Source organism: Bifidobacterium sp. LH_419 (assembly GCF_056356955.1).
In genome coordinates this window covers 236408-259136 of sequence record NZ_JBKEVG010000001.1, presented here as the reverse complement: position 1 = coordinate 259136, position 22729 = coordinate 236408, and the positions used below count along the sequence as shown (strand labels likewise).

At 61.8% G+C, this 22729-nt stretch carries 22 protein-coding genes and 1 pseudogene; 14 read left to right on the top strand and 9 right to left on the bottom strand.

Annotation, left to right across the window (positions count from 1 at the left end; translation table 11 throughout):
* Positions 1-57: 57 nt before the first annotated feature.
* A pseudogene (locus AC1AYX_RS01330) lies at positions 58-1062 on the bottom strand (zinc-binding dehydrogenase); the annotation flags it as partial.
* A 184-nt stretch (positions 1063-1246) separates the two neighbouring features.
* Here AC1AYX_RS01330 and AC1AYX_RS01325 point away from each other — a divergent pair.
* The gene (locus tag AC1AYX_RS01325) at positions 1247-1474 is read left to right on the top strand and encodes a hypothetical protein (RefSeq protein WP_476501807.1); all 228 of its coding nucleotides are present in this window, start codon (positions 1247-1249) and stop codon (positions 1472-1474) included.
* Between the two features lie 168 nt (positions 1475-1642).
* Here the strand turns inward: AC1AYX_RS01325 and AC1AYX_RS01320 are convergent, their stop codons facing one another.
* The 5 genes from AC1AYX_RS01320 to AC1AYX_RS01300 form a co-directional block, all read right to left on the bottom strand.
* Entirely contained in the window at positions 1643-2905 is a 1263-nt protein-coding gene (locus AC1AYX_RS01320) for a HipA family kinase (RefSeq protein ID WP_476501806.1), read from the bottom strand.
* A gap of 182 nt (positions 2906-3087) precedes the next feature.
* Entirely contained in the window at positions 3088-3399 is a 312-nt protein-coding gene (locus AC1AYX_RS01315; protein ID WP_476501805.1) for a DUF2442 domain-containing protein, read from the bottom strand.
* 15 nt (positions 3400-3414) lie between these two features.
* Positions 3415-3681 (bottom strand): DUF4160 domain-containing protein, encoded by a 267-nt coding sequence (locus tag AC1AYX_RS01310; protein WP_476501804.1) that lies wholly within the window; start codon positions 3679-3681, stop codon positions 3415-3417.
* A gap of 477 nt (positions 3682-4158) precedes the next feature.
* On the bottom strand, positions 4159-5247 hold the full coding sequence (locus AC1AYX_RS01305) for a glycerol dehydrogenase (protein WP_476501803.1): 1089 nt from the start codon (positions 5245-5247) through the stop codon (positions 4159-4161).
* 53 nt (positions 5248-5300) lie between these two features.
* Positions 5301-6524, bottom strand: a complete 1224-nt coding sequence (locus AC1AYX_RS01300; protein WP_476501802.1) for an MFS transporter — start codon at positions 6522-6524, stop codon at positions 5301-5303.
* 164 nt (positions 6525-6688) lie between these two features.
* On the opposite strand from AC1AYX_RS01300, the gene AC1AYX_RS01295 reads away from it, so the two are divergent.
* Positions 6689-7702 (top strand): AraC family transcriptional regulator, encoded by a 1014-nt coding sequence (locus AC1AYX_RS01295; RefSeq protein ID WP_476501801.1) that lies wholly within the window; start codon positions 6689-6691, stop codon positions 7700-7702.
* A 262-nt stretch (positions 7703-7964) separates the two neighbouring features.
* On the opposite strand, the gene AC1AYX_RS01290 is transcribed toward AC1AYX_RS01295, so the two are convergent.
* Positions 7965-8495 (bottom strand): TetR/AcrR family transcriptional regulator, encoded by a 531-nt coding sequence (locus tag AC1AYX_RS01290; protein ID WP_476501800.1) that lies wholly within the window; start codon positions 8493-8495, stop codon positions 7965-7967.
* 214 nt (positions 8496-8709) lie between these two features.
* Between AC1AYX_RS01290 and AC1AYX_RS01285 the strand changes: the two genes are divergently transcribed.
* The 3 genes from AC1AYX_RS01285 (at position 8710) to AC1AYX_RS01275 (ending at position 13013) form a co-directional block, all read left to right on the top strand.
* Positions 8710-10104 (top strand): DHA2 family efflux MFS transporter permease subunit, encoded by a 1395-nt coding sequence (locus AC1AYX_RS01285; RefSeq protein ID WP_476501799.1) that lies wholly within the window; start codon positions 8710-8712, stop codon positions 10102-10104.
* Between the two features lie 91 nt (positions 10105-10195).
* Complete coding sequence (locus AC1AYX_RS01280; protein WP_476501798.1) at positions 10196-12010, top strand: CocE/NonD family hydrolase; 1815 nt, start codon at positions 10196-10198, stop codon at positions 12008-12010.
* 346 nt (positions 12011-12356) lie between these two features.
* Positions 12357-13013: a hypothetical protein gene (locus AC1AYX_RS01275; protein WP_163196203.1), complete on the top strand. Its 657-nt coding sequence runs from the start codon at positions 12357-12359 to the stop codon at positions 13011-13013.
* Positions 13014-13024: 11 nt separating this feature from the next.
* Here the strand turns inward: AC1AYX_RS01275 and AC1AYX_RS01270 are convergent, their stop codons facing one another.
* Positions 13025-13771: an N-acyl homoserine lactonase family protein gene (locus tag AC1AYX_RS01270; RefSeq protein WP_476501797.1), complete on the bottom strand. Its 747-nt coding sequence runs from the start codon at positions 13769-13771 to the stop codon at positions 13025-13027.
* Between the two features lie 375 nt (positions 13772-14146).
* Positions 14147-15241 carry a redox-regulated ATPase YchF gene (ychF, locus tag AC1AYX_RS01265; RefSeq protein ID WP_476501796.1) on the bottom strand — a complete coding sequence of 365 codons (1095 nt, stop codon included), beginning with the start codon at positions 15239-15241 and terminating at the stop codon, positions 14147-14149.
* A 452-nt stretch (positions 15242-15693) separates the two neighbouring features.
* Here ychF and AC1AYX_RS01260 point away from each other — a divergent pair, with 452 nt between their 5' ends.
* The 9 genes from AC1AYX_RS01260 to AC1AYX_RS01220 all read left to right on the top strand — a co-directional run bounded on the left by AC1AYX_RS01260 (position 15694) and on the right by AC1AYX_RS01220 (position 22366).
* Positions 15694-16356 carry an amino acid ABC transporter permease gene (locus tag AC1AYX_RS01260; RefSeq protein WP_476501795.1) on the top strand — a complete coding sequence of 221 codons (663 nt, stop codon included), beginning with the start codon at positions 15694-15696 and terminating at the stop codon, positions 16354-16356.
* Positions 16334-17068 carry an amino acid ABC transporter permease gene (locus tag AC1AYX_RS01255; protein ID WP_476501794.1) on the top strand — a complete coding sequence of 245 codons (735 nt, stop codon included), beginning with the start codon at positions 16334-16336 and terminating at the stop codon, positions 17066-17068. The genes AC1AYX_RS01260 and AC1AYX_RS01255 overlap by 23 nt, the downstream gene beginning before the upstream one ends.
* Positions 17061-17846 carry an amino acid ABC transporter ATP-binding protein gene (locus tag AC1AYX_RS01250; RefSeq protein WP_476501793.1) on the top strand — a complete coding sequence of 262 codons (786 nt, stop codon included), beginning with the start codon at positions 17061-17063 and terminating at the stop codon, positions 17844-17846. The genes AC1AYX_RS01255 and AC1AYX_RS01250 overlap by 8 nt, the downstream gene beginning before the upstream one ends.
* Before the next feature lie 61 nt (positions 17847-17907).
* Complete coding sequence (locus AC1AYX_RS01245; protein ID WP_476501792.1) at positions 17908-18762, top strand: transporter substrate-binding domain-containing protein; 855 nt, start codon at positions 17908-17910, stop codon at positions 18760-18762.
* 166 nt (positions 18763-18928) lie between these two features.
* The gene (gene dtd, locus AC1AYX_RS01240; protein ID WP_476501791.1) at positions 18929-19414 is read left to right on the top strand and encodes a D-aminoacyl-tRNA deacylase; all 486 of its coding nucleotides are present in this window, start codon (positions 18929-18931) and stop codon (positions 19412-19414) included.
* A 62-nt stretch (positions 19415-19476) separates the two neighbouring features.
* Positions 19477-19779 carry a hypothetical protein gene (locus tag AC1AYX_RS01235; protein ID WP_476501790.1) on the top strand — a complete coding sequence of 101 codons (303 nt, stop codon included), beginning with the start codon at positions 19477-19479 and terminating at the stop codon, positions 19777-19779.
* A gap of 15 nt (positions 19780-19794) precedes the next feature.
* Complete coding sequence (locus AC1AYX_RS01230; RefSeq protein ID WP_476501789.1) at positions 19795-20478, top strand: HAD family hydrolase; 684 nt, start codon at positions 19795-19797, stop codon at positions 20476-20478.
* 143 nt (positions 20479-20621) lie between these two features.
* The gene (locus tag AC1AYX_RS01225) at positions 20622-21665 is read left to right on the top strand and encodes a zinc-dependent alcohol dehydrogenase family protein (RefSeq protein WP_476501788.1); all 1044 of its coding nucleotides are present in this window, start codon (positions 20622-20624) and stop codon (positions 21663-21665) included.
* A gap of 137 nt (positions 21666-21802) precedes the next feature.
* Positions 21803-22366: a helix-turn-helix transcriptional regulator gene (locus AC1AYX_RS01220; protein ID WP_476501787.1), complete on the top strand. Its 564-nt coding sequence runs from the start codon at positions 21803-21805 to the stop codon at positions 22364-22366.
* The last annotated feature ends 363 nt before the right edge of the window (positions 22367-22729 follow it).

Here is a 22729-nt window from a genome sequence, read left to right as displayed (position 1 = left end):
TAGGAGCCGCCACACTCTCATAACAGGGGAATAGTGGTGGTGGCGAGTTGTTCGTGATGCCTCGTAGGCGTCTTGGACGTGATCAAGGTCGAACGCGCCGGTGAACATGCGACCGGGATTGATCATGCCGGACAGCACGGCGGGCAGCAGCACCTCGCGATCATACGTGGCGACCGACGCGGGGCCGCCCCTCAGCCCGATGTTGCGCCAGAACAGGGCGTCCATGTCGATGTGCGCGTCATGCGGCACACCCACGCGTCCGACCGTGGAGCCGGGGCGCCCCACGCGCACGGCGGTTTCGACGGACTGGGCCGAGCCGACGCATTCGAGCACCGCGTCCGCACCGTCGCCGTCGGTCAGCTCCATCACGCGCGCCACGGCGGCATCGCCCCGTTCAGGCACGATGTCGGTCGCTCCGAACCGGCGGGCAATGGCCGCGCGGTCCTCGTGCCGTCTCATCGCGATGATGCGCGAGGCCCCGCGCATGCGGGCGAACAGTACGCCGGACAGGCCCACGGCGCCGTCTCCGAACACCACGGCCGTATCTCCGGGCCTGACCTCGGCCGAGACCGCCGCATGATAGCCGGTGGCCATCACGTCGGCCAGAGTGAGCAGCGAATTGAGCGTCGCATCATCGTACGATTTCGGGTTGCCGGGAACCTTCACCAGTGCGGTGTCGGCCTTGGCGGCACGCAGGTATTCGGCCTGATAGCCGGCATTGCCACCCGGTTCGGCGTTCATGCAGTTCGCCTCGAACCCGGCGCGGCAGGCGGCGCAATGCCCGCAGCCATGCGTGAACGGCACGACCACGAGGGCGCCGGGCCTGAGCGTGTGTACGTCGCCGCCGATCTCGTCGACGATGCCGATGGCCTTATGCCCAGTGAGGGAACCGTGCCGGCGCTGCGAAATGCCACGGAACCACCACAGGTCAGAGCCGCATACGCAGGCCTTGACCACGCGGATAATCGCGTCGTCCGGCTTTTCGATCGTCGGCCTGGTGACTTCCCGCACATCCATCCGTCCGGGTTCGGCGAATACCGCGGCCTTCATGCTGTTTGTCATGATGTTCTCCTTTGGATCGGAACCGATGCAATGAGTTGACGAACAAGTTCATCGTCTCCGTCGGACGCTGACGCCACGATATGCCCATGCGCAATGCATTACAAATATGATTTTTCTATCTCAATAGATAGAATTAATGCATATATTTTCGTTTTCAAAACCGGGAAGCTCGCATGGGACTCGCATGGAACTCAAAACGTTGCGTCATTTCATCACGGTCATGCAGGAAAGCTATGCCTGCGTAATCGGCCACGCCAAACCGGTCGACACGTCATGGGAATCGGGGCTGACATTCCGCCTACTCGACCCGCCGGTGCATACGAGACCGGCCGGTGCATGGAGAAACAAGCAGCCCCTCACCCCGGCGGCCACCGCGTTCCTGGATGAGCTACGTGCCGTGACGGCGGCATAGCACGCCATCGTCTGCCAGCTCACGTCGAATTTCCTGCGACGCGACCCCACACGATGGCGGTTGGTCGCAATATATGAGACGAGGGCTTGGAATCGCCGGAATCCCAAGGCCCTCGACGCTATGAAGCAATCACTTCTTAGACGTTGGGGGGAACTTGAACTCGACCGATTATTCTTCCTCAAGCAGACTGTTATTGCGAATCACGGGCGCATGTTCGATGGCGGGCTGCAACGCGTCGAGCTGGGTGGCGAGCTTCGACTCGTCCACCACGGGGATGTCAAGCAGCGTTCGGGCCGCGGCGTGCAGGTACTCGTTCAATGCTTCGATGCGGCCGTCCTCAAGCGGGTATGCCGAATCGTTCTCCAAAGTGACGTTCAATGCTTTGCGCAGCATCTCATGCTGTGCCACTCCCATGATGGACTCGCACTGATTGCGGAACGTCATGCGCGAGTTCGACGGCTGACGTTCCTCCAACACTTTCGGCGTCCACGCGCCACGTTCCCAATCGGAGCGCATATCGTTCTTGAACAGTGACATGTTGTGGTCGAACAAAGGTGCCGGGCCGAGGATACGACCGGTGGAGTTATCGCGCAGGAAGCCATGGTTGTTGGCGTGCCGGTCCTGGTTGACGATGAGCGCGTCAAACACCAGCATCGTGCGCATCGCCTCGAACGACTCCACAGACACGGCACGGGCGGCGGCGAGAACCTCAGGGAACGAGGCGAGCTGTGTGGCCGCGTAGAACGGCACGAACGACACATCCTTCGAGTTCATGGAAGGGCACACCGATGCTAGTTTGCCTTTCCAACGGGCGATACGGTAATCTACCGCGTTCACGCCGATCTTGCGTGCCAGCTGCGAGGCAAGATACTCGGAATACGGTTCCAACCCGGCGTTCGCATAACCCTCGGAACCGGCCTTCCATAATTCCAGACCGCTTCCCGTATGCCGCCACGCCTTCGGGAACTGCCCGTCCGTCGTCCACTCGCTCGACAGACCGATCGCATGCTTCTCACTCGACGTGTACCCCGTATACGCCACGATGGCGAGCGTCTCATCCAACGGATTGTCATACAGATTGATATCTGCGAACTTCAGATCCTCATCATCCCGCTCGACCCAGAACGAATCGTTGACCGACAGTCCCTTGCACAGGTCGATGATGCCCAGCGTATCCGCGATGTTCAACCCGGCCTGCGCGAGAATCTGGGCCGCGAACTCACGGTTCTTCGGAATGGTCCGTCGCTCCAGCCAAGTAGTGAGCTTCGCGTCATCCGGTTCCGGAGCCAACGGGAACGGGAGCAGCGTCCGCTTCGACTCGTCGAACCAACGGATACGGGCCTCGACCTTGCCCGCCAACAGGCCCGCACCATACGAAGCATCGAACTGGAGCAGCGGAACGTCATACAGACGCAACATGTAACTGGTCATATTCGCTCCTCCCGATCAGATACACACCAAACCCATCTCAACACGATCTGGTGCGGCGACGACTGAATACAGTATAGACGAGGGCCTTGGAATCGCTGGAATTCCAAGGCCCTCAGCGCTACCCGGCAATCACTTCTTAGACGTTGGGGAGAACTTGAACTCGACGAAGTCGCTATACGGCATCAGGCCGAAACCAGTTCGCCGTGAATGGCGTATTCATATGAGTGCTCGTACAAATATGTGGGAGAGATGTCGATGTCTCCATCACACCACGTCAGGATGCCACGATCGATTCGGAAGTCCTCGAACGTCTTTTCATCCCGCAGCGGGGCGAAAACGGGAACATCTTCATACATCTCAGTAAAATCGCATAGACGCGTCTCACCCGTGGAGAACGTCACCAACATGACATGGTCATCCGTGACGCGTGCCGACCGGACCTCCAGTTCCCGAGCGGGTTCATCCGCATACAGAATGCCGTTCACTTCAAACATGACGGGCTCCTCTCCTCACGAAAGCGGCTTGATACGGTCGAACGGACGTCCGGACACAGCCTCGTTCCAAGCCTTGTACAGCTCATCCTCATGTAACACGAGCCATGCCACCACTAGTTTGTATTGCTTGGCGGGAAGAGAACCAGCCAACAGTTCGCCATCGATGGCGATGGACGCCTTAAAGTCGCCGTAGTACACATGGACGTGCGGCTTGTGATGCTCGCTCTCATCCTGATACATCATGCGAACGATGATCCCGAAGAACCGACTCAACTCCGGCATACCGCACCTCCAATCCAACATCTCACATGAAGAAAGGGTCTGGCTCGAGTATATTCCCACAATAAGGCCATTGTCATCATCCCCGGTCAGGACCAGATGGTTGACTCATTGTTAACAGCAGCCTTCCACGCCTCCTTACAGCGCGCAATCCGGAAGGCTCTTCCATTTTCGGAGGCGCCGATGAAGTCTGCGAAAGCCTTAGAGCAGTGGAGCCCTATACAGACATAATACGTAACCTGTCATATCCGCCCCCAATCAGGTATGCAATGCACCGAGTCCATCACGACGCGATCCCCCCCATACGACAATAGCTATCTGCAGTACAGTCGAGGGCCTTGGAATCACTGGGATTCCAAGGCCATCGACACTATGGAACACTCACTTCTTAGCCGCTGGGGAGAACTTGAACTCGACGATGTCGCTATACGACATCAGGCTGTTTCTCCAGCAACAGGCCGTTCATACGGACAAGTCCCACTATCCGACTACGGCGTCGAGCGAGTCCACTGCACGCAGGGCGGTGGCCACGTCGGACGGAGTGACCTCGAACGGCATGTTGCCCATCGTGTCGTCCGGTGAGCAGGCCAGTTTGCCCACGCGCAGAAGGTCGGCGTCCGTAGCATCTGCGATGCCGATGTCGGCCAAGGTGGTTGGTAAACCGACCGCTCGGAAGAAGCCGAACGCCTCCTCGAAGTCTGTCATCGGCCGATCCTCCAGTACGAACTGCGCGAGAGTGCCGTATGCTACTTTTTCTCCGTGCAGATATGTATGCGTGCCTTCCAGCGCGGTCAGGCCGTTATGCACGGCGTGCGCCGCCGCCAGTCCGCTCGACTCGAAACCAATGCCGCTGAGCAGCGTGTTCGCCTCGACCACCTGTTCCAAGGCGCGCGTGCGCAGACCCTTACGCGCTGACGCCAAGGCCTTCACGCCGTCGGCGATGAGCAGATCGTGGCACAGGCGCGCCATCGCTTCGGCGGCGTTGGTGGCATGGCCACCGGCCATGGTGACCGCGTTCGATTTGATGCAGGCAAGAGCTTCGAAATAGGTGGCGTAGGCGTCACCGAAACCGGCCGTCAGGAGTCTGGCAGGCGCCTTGGCGATGACGTCCGTGTCCATGATCACCTTGTCCGGATTCTTGGGCAATGGCAGGTACCGGTCGAATTGTCCCTCGTCGGTGTACAACACCGAAAGCCGCGAGCATGGCGCGTCCGAAGACGCGGCCGTCGGCACGATGATGACCGGCAGCTCGGCGAAATGCGCCACGGCCTTGGCCGTGTCGAGCGACTTGCCGCCGCCGATACCGAGCACCACATCGCATTTGTCCAGCAGTTTCTGATGACGGTGGACCTCGGTCATCGAGCATTCACCGTCGAACGCCTCGTAATGATATGGAGTGTTCGAGGCATCGAAACTCGAAGTGATTCGATCGTGGTACATCCGGTCGATGAACGGGTCGACGATCAGATACGCGCCTGCTGAACCGAGTTCCACGTATTCCGAGGCGAGCGAGCCCAGAGCACCCTCCTGTTGGATGTAGCTGCCGGGCGAGCACAGCACTGTTCTCATGGTTACTCCTTACTTCATTGTTGGGTTGAGTGTTGTTGAAACAGCAGTCGAAGTTAGCATGCGACGCCGCGTGATTCCGCGCGCTTGAGCAGCATCAGCACGCCGACCGAACCCAGTGCCAGCACCGCGCCGAAGAGGCCGAGCCAACGCAGTCCCAGATGCGTCATGGCCAGTCCGCTGATGGTGGACCCCAAGGTTATGCCGATGTTGAATGCCATAGCGTTCATCGAAGAGGCCAATGTCATGGACGAGGGGAACCGCTCGACAGCGATGGCGGTATGCAGTACCTGCGACGGCGAATTCTGCAGGTACATGAGACAGGCCAGTGCGAGCAGATCCACGGCCCCGAGCGCCGGAACCATACTTGCGAACGGCAGCACGGCCAGGCAGACAGCCTGCAACAGGTACAGCGGGATCAGACCGATGATCGGCTGCGAGCCGGTGCCACGAGCCGCCAACTTGCCGCTGTACAAATTGGACCACAACGCCGCAAGACCGATCGCGGTCAACGCAAGACTCAGGTACCGCTCGGGGACGCCGATTTCCTCGGTGAGGATGGGGGAAAGATATGTGTAAAAGGAATACGTCGCCGCCGCCCCAAAAACGACCGCAAGCATGCCGTACCAGACCCGCACGTCGGTAAAGAGACGGAATTGTGGTAGGAAACGCGTGGCTCCGGTTGTATATGAGGCGCGTGGCAGGCAGCGCAGCATCGATATGATGACCATCACGGTCAGCAGATTGATCAGATGGAATGACCATCGCCAGCCGAACCGTTGTGCGATGAATGTACCGATCGGCACGCCGAAGACCGCGGCGATGGAGATGCCGGAGAAGATCCAGGACATGAACCGGGGCCGATCAGATGCGCCGACCAGATCCGGTGCGAACGTCATGGGCACGGCCACGAGCGGTCCGCTCACCGCGGCGATGACGATGCGCCCCACCAGCAGCATTGGATAATTCAGGGCAAAGGCGCACAGGACATTGCCGGCCAAGAAGATGCCCGTCATCGCCATCAAGGCATGGAAACGATTGAATTTCGCGGATACGGCCGCTCCGATTGGAGTCATCGGCGCGTATACGAGCGCGAAGGCGGAGACCAATGAACCGATGGCCGCCAACGAAACGCGAATGTCCGAAGCAATCGGCTGCATGACGCCAACCACGATGAACTCGCTCAGTCCCAGCAAAAACGCCAATGCGATAAGCGTGACGACCGGCACCGTGAAGAACCGGGATCCACTTCGCGTCCTCGTGGCATCCACTATGAGCATCCTTTCCTGAATGGCATGATTAACTATCGAAATAAGGTGAACATGACTATCGATATGTTCACATCACTCACCTAGAAACTACTGTTATGATAGCGATACAAACTTGATGAGATACGAGACGAACCATCACTATAGTTTCCATTACTATGGAAATCGTGACAACAATGACTGCCAAGCGAACGATTGATCAGACCTTTCCGAAGAGTTCCAATCCTCTGACCATTTTCTCCGATCTTTCGGAAACTCCGCACTACAATCTGCCGGGATTGCCGATGTACGCGAGACGTGACGACATGCGTCGCTATGGCTTCCGCATGGCGTGCCATTGGCATCGCGACCTGGAATTCATCCATGTTCTCAACGGCCATCCACGCGTATTCGTCAACGGCGCGCTCATTCCGTTGCATGCAGGCGAAGGCATCTTCATCAACTCGCGTCGCATGCACTATCTGGTATGCGACGACGGCGACGATGCCGGATTCGTCTCGGCGGTGATCGACGCATCACTGCTAGGCGCGATGTACGCGCCGATGGCGGCCGCCATGCTGAAGCGCATGGGCGACGACAATCCTGATTACGTCGTACTCGACTCAACCTGCGAACGGGACCGCACATTGCTGTTCGGCATCGACGAGCTCGAGCGACTGTTGTCCCGGTGCGAAAGGCAACAGGAGACAGGCGATGCGCTGACGGTACTGCCGGCAGTCGCCCAGTCTGCGCACTTGTGCTTTCTGGCGTTGGAAAGAATCAACGAAGGAACCATTGCCGCCGAACCCAAGACGGTGGACCAAAGGACCTCGGAATATCCAACTCCTTCATCGGCACATGCCGCGGCAAACAATCCGGGGCCTGAGTTCAGATCTTTCCTGCTTATGATGGCCTTCATCCGCGCCAACGCATCACAAAAGATCACCCTTGACGACATCGCGCGAGCCGGTATGGTCGGCCGTCGCGTTTGCTGCGAACTGTTCCGCACATATGCCGGACAGACGCCGATCGACTACCTGACCGACTATCGCCTTGGCAAGGCCCGCGAGTTGCTGTCCGAGGGAACCATGTCCATCAAGGAGATTTCACAGGCATGCGGCTTCTCGTCACCCGCCTATTTCAGTTATGTGTTCCGACGGCACATGGACGCCACCCCACGCCAGTGGCGAGATCGAGAGCTGGCAACATGAGGACGCAGAGCAGTGGCCGGCAACTGCTCCGCCATTCGCAGCGAACGGCAGCAAAGCCAACCTCAACATACAAATACACAAATAAGGGCCTTGGAATCACGGGAATTCCAAGGCCCTCGACGCTACGCGGCAATCGCTGTCGCGATTACTTGCTCACATTGAACTTGAACTCGACCTTTTCGCCTCACTGTGGCAGAAAACCAATCATGTTCGGTAGCAGTTCGGGACGGAGAGACTTGCGTCGGCCGCCGACAGGCGGGCCTCACTCCCGTTGCACGAGCCTGCCGATGATGCGGGCCGAGACCTCGGTGACGGATTCCCTGCTGTACGGCCCTTCGGCCGCGAGCGCGCGCATGGCGTACATCGCCCCTCCGATGACGAAGGTGAGGAGGATGTCCTCTTCCTCGGTGGTGTCTTCCGTCAGATAGAACTGCCGCAGATGTCGTTCTATCTTGTCGTACAGCACGTCCTGTCTGCCGCGAAACAGTATGTCTATGGCGTCTTTTCTCGTGTTCATGGCCGCCGGCACGTTTCCGAGGAAGATCAAAGGGTCGGTGAGCAGCTTGTCCTTGTACGGAAACGCCTCGAAGCATTCATCAAGGACCATGTCCTCAAGTTGGTCCGACAGGTCGAACACGTCGGTGTAGTGATGATAGAACGTCGACTTGTTGATCAGGGCCTCCGCGCAGATGTCGCGCACCCTGACCCGCTCCAGCGGTTGGGTGCGTCGCAATGCCAGGAAGGCCTCACGGATCGCCTTTCGGGTTTTGACAATACGTAGATCCTCCGCCATGCGCGGTCCCTTCGTTTTCGTATCCATGTGGGCGGTGTCGATAAGCGACATTTTCGTCCATCGGTCGCATATGCTCCCTGCGACGATTTCCGTCGGTTGAAGATATACAACTTTGGTCGCTAAATAGACATTAGACCAATAACCAACCACGGTCAAATTGCAGCGGTACGGCCGAAATCAGCGCCGGACCTTCGACGGAAAGGAACCTGTTCCTATGGGATTGACCCGAAAACAACGCATTACGGTCATCGTACTGTTGACGGGCACGGTGCTCGCCATTCTCGACCTGTCGTTTCTGTCTCCGGCGTTGCCGTCCATCATGGAGGACTTCAGCATCGACGCGACCACGGCTCAGTGGCTGTCGAGCGCGTATTCGCTGGTCGAAGCGTTGATCATCCCACTGTCGGCATACCTGCTCGGACGTTTTTCGACCAAGCGCCTGTTCGTCGCCGCGATGGGCATATTCTCCGCAGGAAGCCTGCTGGCCGCGTGGGGGCCGAATTTCGCAGTCCTGCTCGTCGGCCGCGTCTGCCAGGCGGCATGTACCGGAATTCTGCTGCCCATGGTGATGACCGAGATCGTACTCATCTTCCCTCGCGAACGACGCGGGACGGCCATGGGTCTGATCGGCTTATTGGTGGGATTCGCGCCGGCGATCGGTCCGACGGTGTCCGGTCTGTTGATCGATTCCGTCGGCTGGCATGCGCTGTTCCTTATCGTCGGCGTACTCGGCATCATCATTCTCTGCGTCGCAATGGTGGTGCTTGAGACCAAGGAGACGGCCACTCGGACGCCGTTCGACGCCTTGTCCGTGGCATTGTCGTCAATCGGACTGCTGTGCATACTGTACGGCTTGTCGACGTTCGCATCGGCCGACAATACCGCCGTCATCATCTTCCTCATCGTGATCGGCGCCGTTCTCATCGCGTTGTTCGTCGTTCGCCAGTTCAGGCTTGAGCAGCCCATGCTTGACATGCGCGTATTCCGTTCCCGCAGGTTTTCCAGTTCCGTCGCCGTCATCGCACTCACGCAGGGCGTGTATCTCGGCATCGGCACCGTGCTGCCCCTGTTCGTTCAGATCGTCAGAGGCGAATCCGCCGTGATGAGCGGACTCGTCGTGTTGCCCGGCGCTCTGCTCAGCGCGGCGATGGCACTGGTATCCGGCAAACTGTACGACCGGTTCGGCGTGCATGTCCCGGCTCGGGCAGGCAGTATGTGCACCCTCGCCGGCATCGCACTGCTTGCCACGATGCCGATGGACACCAGCATGCCGGTCGTCGCCATCGCCTACGCCCTGTGCTCGGTAGGCGTGCAGTTGATCATCACGCCCTGCAACACATGGGGCATCAATTCGTTGAGCAATGCTCTCGTGCGTCATGCGAATGCCGCCGCCCAGACCTCAAACCAGATCAGCAATTCCTTCATGGTCGCGCTGATCATATCGTTCTCCGCGCTATCCTCCGTGATCGCGCCCACGGCCACGGAACTCGAAGCGGCATACTACGGCGACAAAATCGCGTTCATCGCCGCCGCGGCGATTCTGCTGGCGCTGGCGGCATTCATCGCGATCTTCATCCGTGACCGCGAAACCGACACCATCGTCGAATAGGAAATATTCGGACAGTCGTCCAAAAGGACACACGCCAACCGAATCACATCAGCTGTCCTCCATTACAAATCCCATCACAGAAAGGAACACCATGACCGATACCACCAACAGCAACGCACCGTTGCTTGACATCAACGGAAGCGACATCCTGTTCAAACCGGCGAACCCACTGAATCAGGCCAAACCTCCGATTCCTCCATTGGAGACGCGAACCGTCCTCTACCGGGAGGGGAGCGTCAACGCCAAGGGAGCCATGAAGCTGCCGATTGACATCGAATGTCTGGAGGACATCCCGATCGAGCTGCGCGACGGCACGGTCATCTACGGTGACCTATGGCGCAGGCAGGGCGACACCCGCACCCCGGTCATTCTCGTCTATTCGCCCTACAGCAAGCGCGGAGGCCCGTTCAACGCCAACTACGATGTGACCAGCACCGGGTTCCCCAAGGATCAGGTATCCGGTCTGCAACGCTTCGAATCGCCAGATCCGGCATACTGGTGCAGGTATGGATATGCGATCTGCGTGGTGGACGAGCGGGGCATCGGTCACTCCGGCGGCGACATGTACTTCATGGGCACCCAGGCCGGACGGGACGTGCATGACACCATCGAATACATCGCGAGCCAGGACTGGTGCACCGGCAAGGTATGCATGATGGGCAATTCACAGCTCGCCATGATCCAATGGGCCGCCGCAGCCGCCAAACCGGCCCATCTGGCCGCGATCGCCCCGTGGGAGGGCCTCACCGACGAATACCGCGACGTGGTGTGCCGTGGCGGCATCCCCAACGGCACGTTCCACGACATCGACATCGTCGGATTCCTGTACGGGCAGAGCCGATTCGAGGATGTGACCGGCATGCTCGAACAGCACCCGCTCGTGGACGACTACTGGACCGACAAGATCCCCGATCTCGAACACGTCACCGTCCCCGCCTATGTGGTGGCCAGCTGGACGCATCCGATCCACACCCGCAGCACACTCTCCGGATTCAAACGACTCGGATCGAAGGACAAATGGCTGCGCATCCACGACACCCACGAATGGGGCGACCTCGACACCCGGGAGAACTGCGACGACCTGCGTCGCTTCTTCGATCACTATCTCAAGGGCATCGACAACGGCTGGGAGCAGACGCCGCGCGTACGCTATTCACGGCTTGACGTGGGGGCCAAACACAACCTGTTCTCCACGGCCGACGACTACCCCTGCGTACGGACCGAAACGATGGAACTGCACCTGGACGCCTCGGACGGCACCATGAACGAGCAGCAGGCCGCACTGGAATCCAGCGCCGAATACGATGCCGTCAGCCGTGACATGAACGCCGTCGCGCGTTTCGAATACCGGATTCCCCGGGACATGGAAATCCACGGGCCGCTCAATGCCCGCCTATGGATGAGCACCGACGCCGGCGACGACATGGATCTGTTCGCCCAGCTGTACAAGAAGGATGCGAAGGGCAAAGTGCTGTACCACGTGGTCTTCCCCGGCTTGGAGAAGAAACTGCGCATGATGATAGCCCTCACGCCGAAGGGCAAGCAGCTGCCCGGCGGACCGATCTACGTTGGCCCCAACGGCCGACTGCGCGCATCGCACCGCGAACTCGACACGAAGCGATCGACGCCGACCGAGCCGTACATGACCTACACGAACCCGCAGCCGGTCACCCCGTTCGTACCGGTGCAGGTCGATCTGGGATTGTGGCCGACCGATATGCTCCTGCATGAAGGAGAGACCTTGGTGCTGGAAATCGGCGGACACGCTTGCGGTCCGGTGGCCGAGGCCCGCGCCAGCGACGAGGCGCCGGACGCACAGCTGCCCACCGTCAATCAGGGCAGGCACACCGTGCATACGGGCGGCGTCTACGACAGCGTCCTGCTCATGCCGATCGTGAAACCGTGACATCGGATCAAACTCTGAAAAGCTCCGCATGACGGAAAACCAAGGGCCTTGGAATCACTGGAATTCCAAGGCCCTTTGCGCTATGAAGCAATCACTTCTTAGACGTTGGGGAGAACTTGAACTCGACCGGCTTGCCCTTCTGCAACAGTCGCTCGTTTCCACGCATTGATCTCAGTCATCCGCCGCGACAGCGAGTCTGATGGCAATGTACCGGTATTCCTGAGTAAGACCACGCGAAACCCCACGAGTCGGGATGCACGCCGGATGAACAACGCCTTATCACCCTTGGTGTTGGCGCCCTCGGCGATGGGGTCGCCTGTCCGGAATGGCGGATATGAGTTGAGACATGGAGACCTCACATGCCGATCCGCCGCCCGTTGCGTCTAAGCCGCGGGACGACGTCGAGTCTGCCATCGAGCGCGCGCTCATCGATCTGCTCAACGAAGGCGCCGATCCATCCGGCCCGGCGGGACGCGTCGAGCTGCCATCGGTCAAGACGCTATGCGCGAAAGCGTTCGTGGCGCGCAGCACGTTCTATGCGCACTACCACCACGTTGGCGAGGTGCTCGAGACGTTGGAACGTCGACTGGTGAGGGACCTCGAGGAGCTGAACGAGCCGCTGACCGTCAGGGATGCCGATGGCGGGGATGCGCACGGAGCAGCGCGCGTCACGCTCATGCCCACGCTGGACTACATCCGGGCCAACGAGGATGCGTTCCACGCGCTGCTCGTCTCGGCGCCCGACGTTCGGTTCATTGAACGATGGAAGGACGCCATCAAGCGGCAATGCAGACTGCGGATGACCGACGGCGGTGAGGCGTCACGGGCGGAAGGTCCGCGCCGTCCCACCGTCAACCGCGAGTTGATTCTGGAGATCGTCGCCTCATCGATGGTGTCGGCCACCACGTTCTGGCTGCACGACCCATCCAAGGTACACGAGCAGGGAGTGGACGGAATCGTCAACACGGTGTTCGGCGCGCTGGACGCACTGATCGTGCCGTGACGTGCGCCGTTTCAGCTCAGCAGGATCGTCTCGGGACGATTCGCCGTGTCGTGGCAGGCGATCGACCGCACGCATAGCGGCGACAGGCTCTGCTCGCGTATCCATTCGAGCGAGGAGCGCTGCGCGTGACGGTCGTAGACGATGCCTGACGTAACCATGTCCCTCCATGATCGCGTGGCGTAGCCGCCGTCGGCGAACAGCAGTACGTACCGGCCCGACGGCGCCGTGATCTTCATGGCCACCTGACCGTCGGTGTGGCCGGGGATGTTGATGAGCTGCACGCTGCGGTCGCCGAACAGGTCGTAGGATCGTCCGGCGGGGCCCTCATGGTCGTTCCAGTCGTACAGGTCGAGGTCGATTCCCCTCCACCACGAGGCATTGAAGCGCACGAGGCTGTTCGGGAACCGCGTGGCGCACCGCATCTCGTCCCTGGATATCATGATGCGCCGGGCGTTCCTCACGCCGCGCAGTCCATTCGCGTGGTCGCAATCGAGATGGGAGATCGCCACCACGTCGAGATCAGCCGGGGACAGGCCCTGCGCGGCCAGTTGCTCAGGCACGGTCATCCCCGTACCCACTACACCCTGGTTGACCCGGTACAGGGACCATGAGCCGAGAGAGCGGATCTGCGCCCCACGGTCGTAGACGCCGTCCGGGCTCATGTCCCGGCCCCAGCCGGTGTCGAACAGGATACGGCCGTGCGGCGTGGTGACGAGGAACGCGCACACGGGCAGCCATATGCGCTTGGACGCGGGCACGAAAAAACCCGAACCGCGGACCAGTCCGCACCCGTTGCCGAAAGGCAGATCCGGTGAGACACGAACACGGCCGGCCACCATAACCTGAATGGAGATTGCTGAGTTGTTGGCACTGTTGTTGGTCATGGCTCCATTACAGAACGCCGTGTGATGGAGAGGCTTCGTTTCGCGCTACACAAAACGCGATTATGTCCACGATTGGCACCTGTGGCTTTCTCTCCGATCCAATCGTCCGTCACACCGGGCGCAGACCCCGGCGATGCACCGTTCCCAACACAGACCACGCCGCAACGGCCAGCGCTCCCCATTTGACGAGGGCCTTGGAACCGCTTGGATTCCAAGGCCCTCGACGCTACGCGGCAATCGCTGTCGCGATTACTTGCTCACATTGAACTTGAACTCGACGATGTCGCCGTCCTGCATGACGTAGTCGCGACCTTCCTGGCGGAGCTTGCCCTCCTCCTTGATGACGGCCATCGAGCCGTCGGCGGCGACGAAGTCGTCGTAGGAGACGATGTCGGCCTTGATGAAGCCCTTTTCGAAGTCGGTGTGGATCACGCCGGCGGCCTGCGGGGCGGTGAAGCCCTTGTGGATCTGCCAGGCGCGCACCTCCTTTTCGCCCGCGGTCAGGAACGTCTGCAGGCCGAGCACGTCGAAGCCGACGCGGGCCAGCTGGTCGAGGCCGGACTCCTTGAGACCAGCGTCCTCGAGCATCTCGCGGGCGTCCGCCTCGTCGAGCTCGGTCAGATCGGCCTCGAACTGGGCGTTGAGGAACACGGCGGGCGCGGGGGCGACGGACGCGGCGAGCTTCGCCTTGAGCTCGTCGTTGGCGAGCTCGTTGTCGTCCACGTTGAACACGTAGATGAACGGTTTGGCGGTCATCAGGTGCAGGTCGTAGACGGAGTCCTTGTCGAAGCGGCCTTCGCGCGCCGCCTTGTCGAGCGTCTCGCCGCCTTCGAGGATGGTCTTGGCCTGCTTGACGGCCTCCATGTATTCGGGCTCGATCTTCTTGCCCCTGAGGTCCTTCTCCAGCTTGGGCAGCGCGTTCTCGATGGTCTGCAGGTCGGCGAGGATCAGCTCGGTGTTGATGGTGTCGATGTCGTCGGCCGGATCTACCTTGCCGTTGACGTGGACGATGTCGTCGTCCTCGAAGGCGCGCACGACCTCGCAGATCGCGTCGGCCTCGCGGATGTTCGCGAGGAACTTGTTGCCGAGGCCCTCGCCTTCGGAGGCGCCCTTGACGATGCCGGCGATGTCGACGAACGTCACGGTGGCGGGCACGATCTTCTCCGTGTGCACCAGCTTGGCGAGCACCGGCAGGCGGTCGTCCGGCAGCGGCACGACGCCCGTGTTCGGCTCGATGGTGGCGAACGGGTAGTTCTCGGCGAGCACGTTGTTGCGGGTCAGTGCGTTGAACATGGTGGACTTGCCGACGTTCGGCAGTCCGACGATTCCGATAGTTAGAGACATGCCCTCCAGTCTAAGGGCGAAAGCGACAACGCCGGGAGGTCTGAGACGCCGCCCGTGCCGCCGTGTCCATGATTCACTTCGGACTATCCGATAGCGGGGTATAAGCAGACTTCATAACGACGGTCGAGTGCGTCATGTCCGTCGTCGGCCGCGATGTTCGGTTCGTCGTCCGGTTTTCGTTGGAAACATTGCTTTTCCTGAGGTCGTGCTAGCTTGTCGTGATTGTTCCGACAGTATGTGGGACAGTTTTGATTGTGAGATAATGATTGAAAATGTTTCATATTTGGTAGAATCGGCGCGTTCGTTCCCCATTATTCTTATGGGTAACGAATGAATCGGCCCTGCGGAACCGAGACAAGAGAAGAAACGAACCGCAAGAGAGAATCGCACACCAGCGAACCACACATGACCATGACATCCATGCAAACCAAGACCAGGGAAGGAGGGCGGCAGTGAGCTGGGAAGTCATCCAACAGGCGCTTCCATTGTTCGAGAAGGCGTTCGTCCTGACGCTCAGGCTCTCCGCCGTCAGCGTCGTGCTCGCCACGCTGCTCGGGCTCGTGCTCGCCCTGCTGCGCGAATACCGCGTGCCCGTCCTCGCCCAGATCAGCACCGTGTTCCAGGAGCTGTTCCGCAACACCCCGCTGCTCATCCAGCTGTTCTTCCTGTACTACGGACTGCCGTCCATCGGCGTCAAGTGGAGCGCCGAGACCTGCGCGGTCGTCGGCATGTCCATCCTGGGATCCGCCTACATGTGCGGCGCGTTCGAAGGCGGCTTCACCGGCATTCCGCGCGTGCAGAACGAATCGGCGCGCGCCCTCGGCCTGTCGCCGCTGCAGATGATCCGCCACGTCACCCTCCCGCAGGGACTGACGCGCAGCGTGCCCGCCGTCGCCGCGAACGTGATCTTCATGGTCAAGGAGACGTCCGTGTTCACGGTGATCGCCGTGCCGGAGCTCACCAACACGGCGCGCGACCTGATCGGCATGTACTACCGCAGCGACGAGTACCTGCTCATGCTGGTCGTCGCCTACGCGATCATCCTGATCCCGCTGTCCGTCATCCTCACGCTCATCGAAAGGAGGGTCCGTCGTGGAACCTTTGGCGATAACTGACGCCGCGGGCGCCGCGTACGTCACCGCGGCCTCCGGTGCGAGCGTCATCTTCACGGGGGACAACCTCACGCGACTGCTGTCCGGCCTCGGCACCTCGGTGACGGTGGCGGGCCTCGCGCTCCTCGTCGGCATCCCGCTGGGCATCGTGCTCGGCGCGCTGCGCATCCTGCACAACCCGGTCCTGCGCGCCGTCCTGCGCCTCTACCTCGAGTTCTTCCGCATCGTGCCCACGCTGGTCATCCTGTTCCTGTCCTACTACATCCTGCCGCGCGAACTCGGCGTGCAGGTGGACGGCGTGACCGTCGCCGTGGTCGCCTTCGGCCTGTGGGTGGCGGCGGAGATCAGCGACATCGTGCGCGGCGCCCTCATCTCCGTGTCCGACCACCAGGTCGACGCGGGCAAGGCGCTCGGCATGAACGGGCTGCAGATCCTGTGGTACGTGCGCATCCCGCAGTCCATCAACCTTATGGTGCCCGCCACCATCAACCTGGCCGCCCGCGTCATCATGACCACGTCGCTGCTGCTGCTCATCAGCGTCATCGACGTGATCACCGTCGGCCAGCAGATCATGGAGGCGAACCGCATGACCCATCCGGACGCCGCCTTCTGGGTGTACGGATTCATCTTCTTCCTGTATTTCATCATCTGCTGGCCGCTGGCGATGATCGCCAAGGTCCTGGAGAAGCGAGCCAAGGAGCGTAACAATGGCTGAAGCCGACAACGAAACCACCGCCACGGGCGAGGAGCCGCTGCTGTCCGTGCGCCATCTGCGCAAATCCTACGGCGACTATGAGGTGCTCAAGGACGTGAGCTTCGACGTGAAGCGCGGCCAGGTGCTCGTCCTGCTCGGCCCGTCCGGTTCCGGCAAGTCCACGCTGATCCGCTGCCTCAACGGTCTGGAGACCATCCAGGGCGGCGAGATCCGCTTCAAGGGCGAGGTCGTGCCGAACAACAACGAGAAGGCGTGGCGTCGCCTGCGCAACGAGATCGGCATGGTGTTCCAGAGCTACGACCTGTTCCCGAACCTCACGGTCGCGAAGAACATCGAGCTCGGCCCCACCAAGGTGCAGAAGCGCCCCAAGGCCGAGGTCGACGAGCAGATGGACAAGCTCCTCGCGGACGTGCAGCTGTCCGAATACAAGAACGCGTACCCGCGCGAACTGTCCGGAGGCCAGAAGCAGCGCATCGCCATCGTGCGCGCGCTCGCCATGAACCCCGAGCTCATGCTGTTCGACGAGGTCACCGCTTCGCTTGACCCGGAGATGGTGCGCGAGGTCCTCGAGCTCATGCTGCGCCTCGCCAAGCGCCATATGACGATGATCGTCGTCACGCATGAGATGGAGTTCGCCCGCCGCGTGGCGGACACCGTCATGTTCCTCGAGAACGGCGTGATTCTCGAACGCCAGTCCGGTGCCGACTTCTTCACCAACCCGGAGACCGACCGCGCGAGGAACTTCCTCGACAGCATGTCGCCCGTCGGCGACGAGTGACGAGCGCCGACACCCCCGATACTTCCAACCTGTCATCAATCCAAGAGAGAGGAGAACCATCATGTTCAACCTGAAGAAGATCGCCGCCGGCGTGCTCGCCGCGGCCACGCTGATCTCCGTCGCCGCGTGCGGCAACGGCCCCGACCCGGCGGCCGGCGGTTCGTCCGCGTCCGGCCAGCAGGGCCAGACCGTCGAGCAGATCAAGAAGGCCGGCAAGATCCGCATCGCCACGTTCGGCGACCTGCCGCCGTACGGCTACGTGAAGAACGACGGCACCCGCGCCGGCTACGACGTGGCGCTCGGCAACCAGGTCGCCAAGGACCTGGGCGTGAAGGTCGAGTGGGTGCAGGTCAACGCGGACGGCCGCGTCGACTCCCTGAAGTCCGACAAGGTCGACCTCGTGCTCGCCAACTTTACCGTCACCGACGAGCGCAAGCAGGTCGTCGACTTCGCCAGCCCGTACATGAAGGTCTCCATCGGCGTCGTCTCCCCGACGAGCGCGAAGATCACCAGCGCCGACGACCTCAAGGGCAAGGACCTGGCCGTGACCAAGGGCACGACCGCCGAGACCTACTTCACCCAGAACTACCCGGACGTGAACCTGCAGAAGTTCGACTCCAAGACCCAGCAGTTCCAGGCGTTCAAGGACGGCCGCGTCGCCGCCCTCGCCGACGACAACACGTACCTGTACGCGTGGGCCAAGGACAACCCGGGCTACACCGTCGGCATCAAGACCCTGGGCGACGAGTCCACGATCGCGCCGGCCGTGAAGAAGGGCAACAAGAGCCTGCTCGACTGGACCAACAAGGAGATCAAGACCCTCACCGACGACGGCTTCTTCGAGAAGGCGTACGAGAGCGAGCTCGCCCCGAGCTTCACCTCCGACATCAAGCCCGAGGACGTCATCATCAAGTGACGCGATTGAGTGACGCATCGGCGTCGAAGATCGCATGAACAAGGCGGAAGGCTCCGGTCCGAGACCGGGCCTTCCGCCTTTCGCATATCCGCAAGGCCGTCCACGCCGACCGGCTCCCAGCCCGTCGCAAGGTTCCGGCGAACAAACACGTGGCATAATCGGGGGCATGCGAATCGTCATCCAGAAAGTCTCCCAGGCGAGCGTCGACGTGGTCAACGAGCTCGGGACCGTCGACCCCACGTTCGAGCCGCAGCAGATCGGCCACGGCTACATGATCCTCGTCGGCGTGTCCGACGCGGACGGCGACGCCGAGATCGCCTGGCTCGCCCATAAGGTATTGAATCTGCGCGTCTTCGAGGACGAACATGGCAAGATGAACCGCTCCATCCAGGACGTCGGCGGCGCGATCCTGTCCATCTCCCAGTTCACCCTCTACGCGGACGTGCACAAGGGCAACCGTCCCAGCTTCATCAAGGCCGGCAGGCCCGAACACGCGGACCTCATGTGGATCCGCTTCAACGAGGCGCTGCGTTCCGGCGGCGTTCCGGTGCGCGAGGGCCGTTTCGGCGCGCACATGCGCGTCGGCCTCGTCAACGACGGGCCGGTCACCATCGTCATCGACACCGAGACGGACATGCCGCACAAGGCGTGACCGGCCGCGTCCGGACCGCCCGGTCCGTCCACGCCATCCATCAGACATTCGAAAGGAAACCCATGTTCCCAGCCATCGACCTGACCGACGTCGACCTCAACGGTCTCGACCTGTCCGTCTTCGACCGCATCGCCGTGTGGTACGGGAGCCTGCCCGCCGAGGTGCGCACGTGCCTGACCGTCGCCATCGGCGCGGCCATCGCCTACGTGGTCTTCAGGATCGTCGTCAGGCTCATCAAAGGCATCATCGCGTCGGTCATCGCCGCCGTGCTCGCGTTCCTGCTGACCACCGTGCCCGGCAACATGCTGCTCTCCCAGGCGTACGACCGCGTCGAGCAGCAGGTGACGACCGGTCTCGGCCGGTGAGGTGAGGGGAAGCGCATGCGGGTCTTCGATTTCGATGGGACCATCTACGACGGGGAGAGCCTGTTCGACCTCTACCTGTTCAGCGCACGCTACGACGTGAAGGTGTTCCGCCATCTCGCCCCCGTGCTGCGCTACGCCGCCAAATACAAGCTGGGGCGTGCCACGCTCGAGCAGATGGAGCGTGGCGTGGGCGATGTGGCGCGCAAATACCTCCACGACCTGTCCACGTCGAAGGGCGTCGACGCGTTGCGCGTGAGCGCCCTGAACGACGCGGCGAAGGCCGGGCTCGGCAACGACATCCTCGCCGCCGACGCCTCGGTGGTCGGCGCCGACGACCTGACCGGCGGACTGAGGTCGCTGGTCAGCGCGTTCTGGGACCGCAACATGCGCAAGATCAAGCCGTGGTACGAGCCGCGGCCCGATGACGTGATCCTCACCGCCTCGTTCGACGTGACCGTGGGGGAGGCGTGCCGCAGACTCGGCGTCAGGCGTCTCATCGCCTCCACCATCGACCCCGCGACCTTCGAGGTCACGTACCTCAACTTCAACACGAACAAGCCGAAGCGTCTGCGCGAGGTGCTGGGCGCGGACGCCGTCATCGACGAGTTCTACACGGACAGCGCGTTCGACCAGCCGATGATCGACATGGCGCGCAAGGGGTTCATGGTCAAGGGGGACGCCATCACGCGGGTGAAATGATCGGCCGATCCGGCCGATCCGGCGAGGAGCCCGCGACGGCGTGTCGCGGCTTGCCCTTCAAGCGCTTCAGGTGCGTACGGTGGGAGCCGTCGACACGATGTGAAGTCGCGAATCGAACGACGATGATGATGAAGGAGACGATCATGAGCGAGACGATGAAGGCCGCGATCTTCGTGAAGCCCGGCGAGATGGCCGTGCGCGAGGTGCCGAAGGCGCGCGTCGAACAGGACACGGACGCCCTGGTGCGCGTGGTGCGCGCCTGCGTGTGCGGCTCCGACCTGTGGTATTTCCGCGGGCTCTCCCCGCATCCCGAAAACAGCCAGATCGGCCATGAGGCGATCGGCGTGGTCGAACAGGTGGGCGCGTCCGTCACGACCGTCGCGCCCGGCGACTTCGTCGTGCTGCCGTTCCCGTACAGCTGCGGCAAATGCCCGGTGTGCGAGGCCGGCTTCGAGTCCGTGTGCCCGCACGGCGGCTACTTCGGCGCCAGCCAGGCCGAATACGTGCGCGTGCCCGAAGCGGACGGCACGTGCGTCAAGGTCCCCGGCTCCCCGGAGGACTATGACGACGAGACGCTCGCCTCGCTCCTGACCATCGCCGACGTGATGTCCACCGGCTATCATGCCGCCGTCTCCGCCGAGGTCAAGCCCGGCGACACGGCCGTCGTCATGGGCGACGGCGCCGTCGGCCTGTGCGGCGTCCTCTCCGCGAGGATGCTCGGCGCGACGCGCATCATCGCGATGAGCCGCCACGAGGACCGCGCCGCCCTCGCCCGCGAATTCGGCGCGACCGACGTCGTCGCCGAACGCGACCAGGCCGCCGTCGACAAGGTGCTCTCGATGACCGGCGGCTACGGCGCGGACGCGGTGCTCGAATGCGTCGGCTCCAAGCAGTCGTTCGACACGGCCATCGGCCTCGCCCGCCGCGGCGCCGTCATCGGCCGCGTCGGCCTCCCGCACGACGTCGAGATCAGCGCCGAAGGCACGTTCTACGGCAACATCGGCATCAAGGGCGGCCCTGCGCCCGTGCGCCACTACGACCTCGAGTCCGGTCTGCTCGACGCGGTCGTGAACCACGGGATCGACCCCGGCCGCGTGTTCACCGGCGTCTACGACCTCGACCACATCCAGGAGGCGTACGAGGCGATGGACCAGCGCAAGGTCATCAAGTCGCTCATCCGCTTCTGACGCGCCAAAGTCCCGGCCGACCCGAACGCCACGGCCGGAGCCGACCGAAACGCGAATGGCCGCGTGCCGCCCCACCGAACCGGGGCGGCACGCGGCCATTGCGTATGATGGGTGGCAGCGCGGAAGGAGAACACGTCATGGCGGTACCCGAAATCGAACGCCGATGGATCGGCAAGTTCCAGGAGAACCTGTCGATCATACGCAAGGTCGCCGGATGGACCACGCAGGAGCTCGCCGACGAACTCGGCGTGGCCAGACAGACCGTCTCCAACCTCGAGACCGGCAAAACGCCGATGAGCAAACTCCAATACCTCGCCCTGCGCACCGTGTTCAACGCGGAGATCGCCGAACACGACAACCGCGACCTCGCCCGCGTCATCACCACGCTCGTCGACGAGCCGCTGCGCGGCGAGGCGGACGGCGATGACGCGACGAACGGCGAGACGACGGTCAATGACAAAACGACGGACGGCGACGACATTCCGGACAACGCCGGACGCGCGCCGTCGCCGGACGCGGCGCGCTCGCGCATCGCATCCGGCGACGCGACGACGTCACGTGCCGCGGCGAAGAACGTGCACGTGACGCCCGGTGCCGCCATGCGCATCCTCACCGTCGTGACCGGCGCGCTCGCCAGCGGCGCCGCGGCGGGCGCGCTCACGTTCCTCATGTTCCCCGACGGCGGTCTCGGCAAACGCTGAAACGCCGTCTCCTCGTATTTCCTCAATAAGCCGAGGTACGTTCGCGATTACTGGCCGTCCTGCCGGTGCGTCATCGCTTGGAGATGGGCGATGAGCCGGTCCGACGGGTCGTGCCGTGCCGTCAGGCCCGGTGATTCCGCTCCAGCAACAGCATGGTGATGACGGATGCGGTGAGCCCGGCGACCGTCACTGTCAAACCGACCGTAATGGCGGTTCTCCAACGTTCGCTCATGGTTGCCTTTCCTTCCCGTGCGCATGACATGCCATTGTGCGCCCTTTTCAATGTAATCCAATGTGGAAATGTAATCAAATTAGCGTTATGTCATTAAAATGGCTTTTTATGGGAGGTGTGGATTCCGCCGG

Bases quoted from the DNA above. Each gene is read 5' to 3' on its own strand.
- AC1AYX_RS01325 (WP_476501807.1), top strand. From the start codon at position 1,247: ATGGAACTCAAAACGTTGCGTCATTTCATCACGGTCATGCAGGAAAGC.
- AC1AYX_RS01315 (WP_476501805.1), bottom strand. From the start codon at position 3,399: ATGTTTGAAGTGAACGGCATTCTGTATGCGGATGAACCCGCTCGGGAA.
- AC1AYX_RS01280 (WP_476501798.1), top strand. From the start codon at position 10,196: ATGACCGATACCACCAACAGCAACGCACCGTTGCTTGACATCAACGGA.
- ychF (WP_476501796.1), bottom strand. From the start codon at position 15,241: ATGTCTCTAACTATCGGAATCGTCGGACTGCCGAACGTCGGCAAGTCC.
- AC1AYX_RS01220 (WP_476501787.1), top strand. From the start codon at position 21,803: ATGGCGGTACCCGAAATCGAACGCCGATGGATCGGCAAGTTCCAGGAG.
- AC1AYX_RS01225 (WP_476501788.1), top strand. From the start codon at position 20,622: ATGAGCGAGACGATGAAGGCCGCGATCTTCGTGAAGCCCGGCGAGATG.
- AC1AYX_RS01295 (WP_476501801.1), top strand. From the start codon at position 6,689: ATGACTGCCAAGCGAACGATTGATCAGACCTTTCCGAAGAGTTCCAAT.
- AC1AYX_RS01310 (WP_476501804.1), bottom strand. From the start codon at position 3,681: ATGCCGGAGTTGAGTCGGTTCTTCGGGATCATCGTTCGCATGATGTAT.
- AC1AYX_RS01235 (WP_476501790.1), top strand. From the start codon at position 19,477: ATGTTCCCAGCCATCGACCTGACCGACGTCGACCTCAACGGTCTCGAC.
- AC1AYX_RS01250 (WP_476501793.1), top strand. From the start codon at position 17,061: ATGGCTGAAGCCGACAACGAAACCACCGCCACGGGCGAGGAGCCGCTG.
- AC1AYX_RS01285 (WP_476501799.1), top strand. From the start codon at position 8,710: ATGGGATTGACCCGAAAACAACGCATTACGGTCATCGTACTGTTGACG.
- AC1AYX_RS01245 (WP_476501792.1), top strand. From the start codon at position 17,908: ATGTTCAACCTGAAGAAGATCGCCGCCGGCGTGCTCGCCGCGGCCACG.
- AC1AYX_RS01305 (WP_476501803.1), bottom strand. From the start codon at position 5,247: ATGAGAACAGTGCTGTGCTCGCCCGGCAGCTACATCCAACAGGAGGGT.
- AC1AYX_RS01300 (WP_476501802.1), bottom strand. From the start codon at position 6,524: ATGCTCATAGTGGATGCCACGAGGACGCGAAGTGGATCCCGGTTCTTC.
- AC1AYX_RS01275 (WP_163196203.1), top strand. From the start codon at position 12,357: ATGGAGACCTCACATGCCGATCCGCCGCCCGTTGCGTCTAAGCCGCGG.
- AC1AYX_RS01320 (WP_476501806.1), bottom strand. From the start codon at position 2,905: ATGACCAGTTACATGTTGCGTCTGTATGACGTTCCGCTGCTCCAGTTC.
- AC1AYX_RS01230 (WP_476501789.1), top strand. From the start codon at position 19,795: ATGCGGGTCTTCGATTTCGATGGGACCATCTACGACGGGGAGAGCCTG.
- dtd (WP_476501791.1), top strand. From the start codon at position 18,929: ATGCGAATCGTCATCCAGAAAGTCTCCCAGGCGAGCGTCGACGTGGTC.
- AC1AYX_RS01290 (WP_476501800.1), bottom strand. From the start codon at position 8,495: ATGGCGGAGGATCTACGTATTGTCAAAACCCGAAAGGCGATCCGTGAG.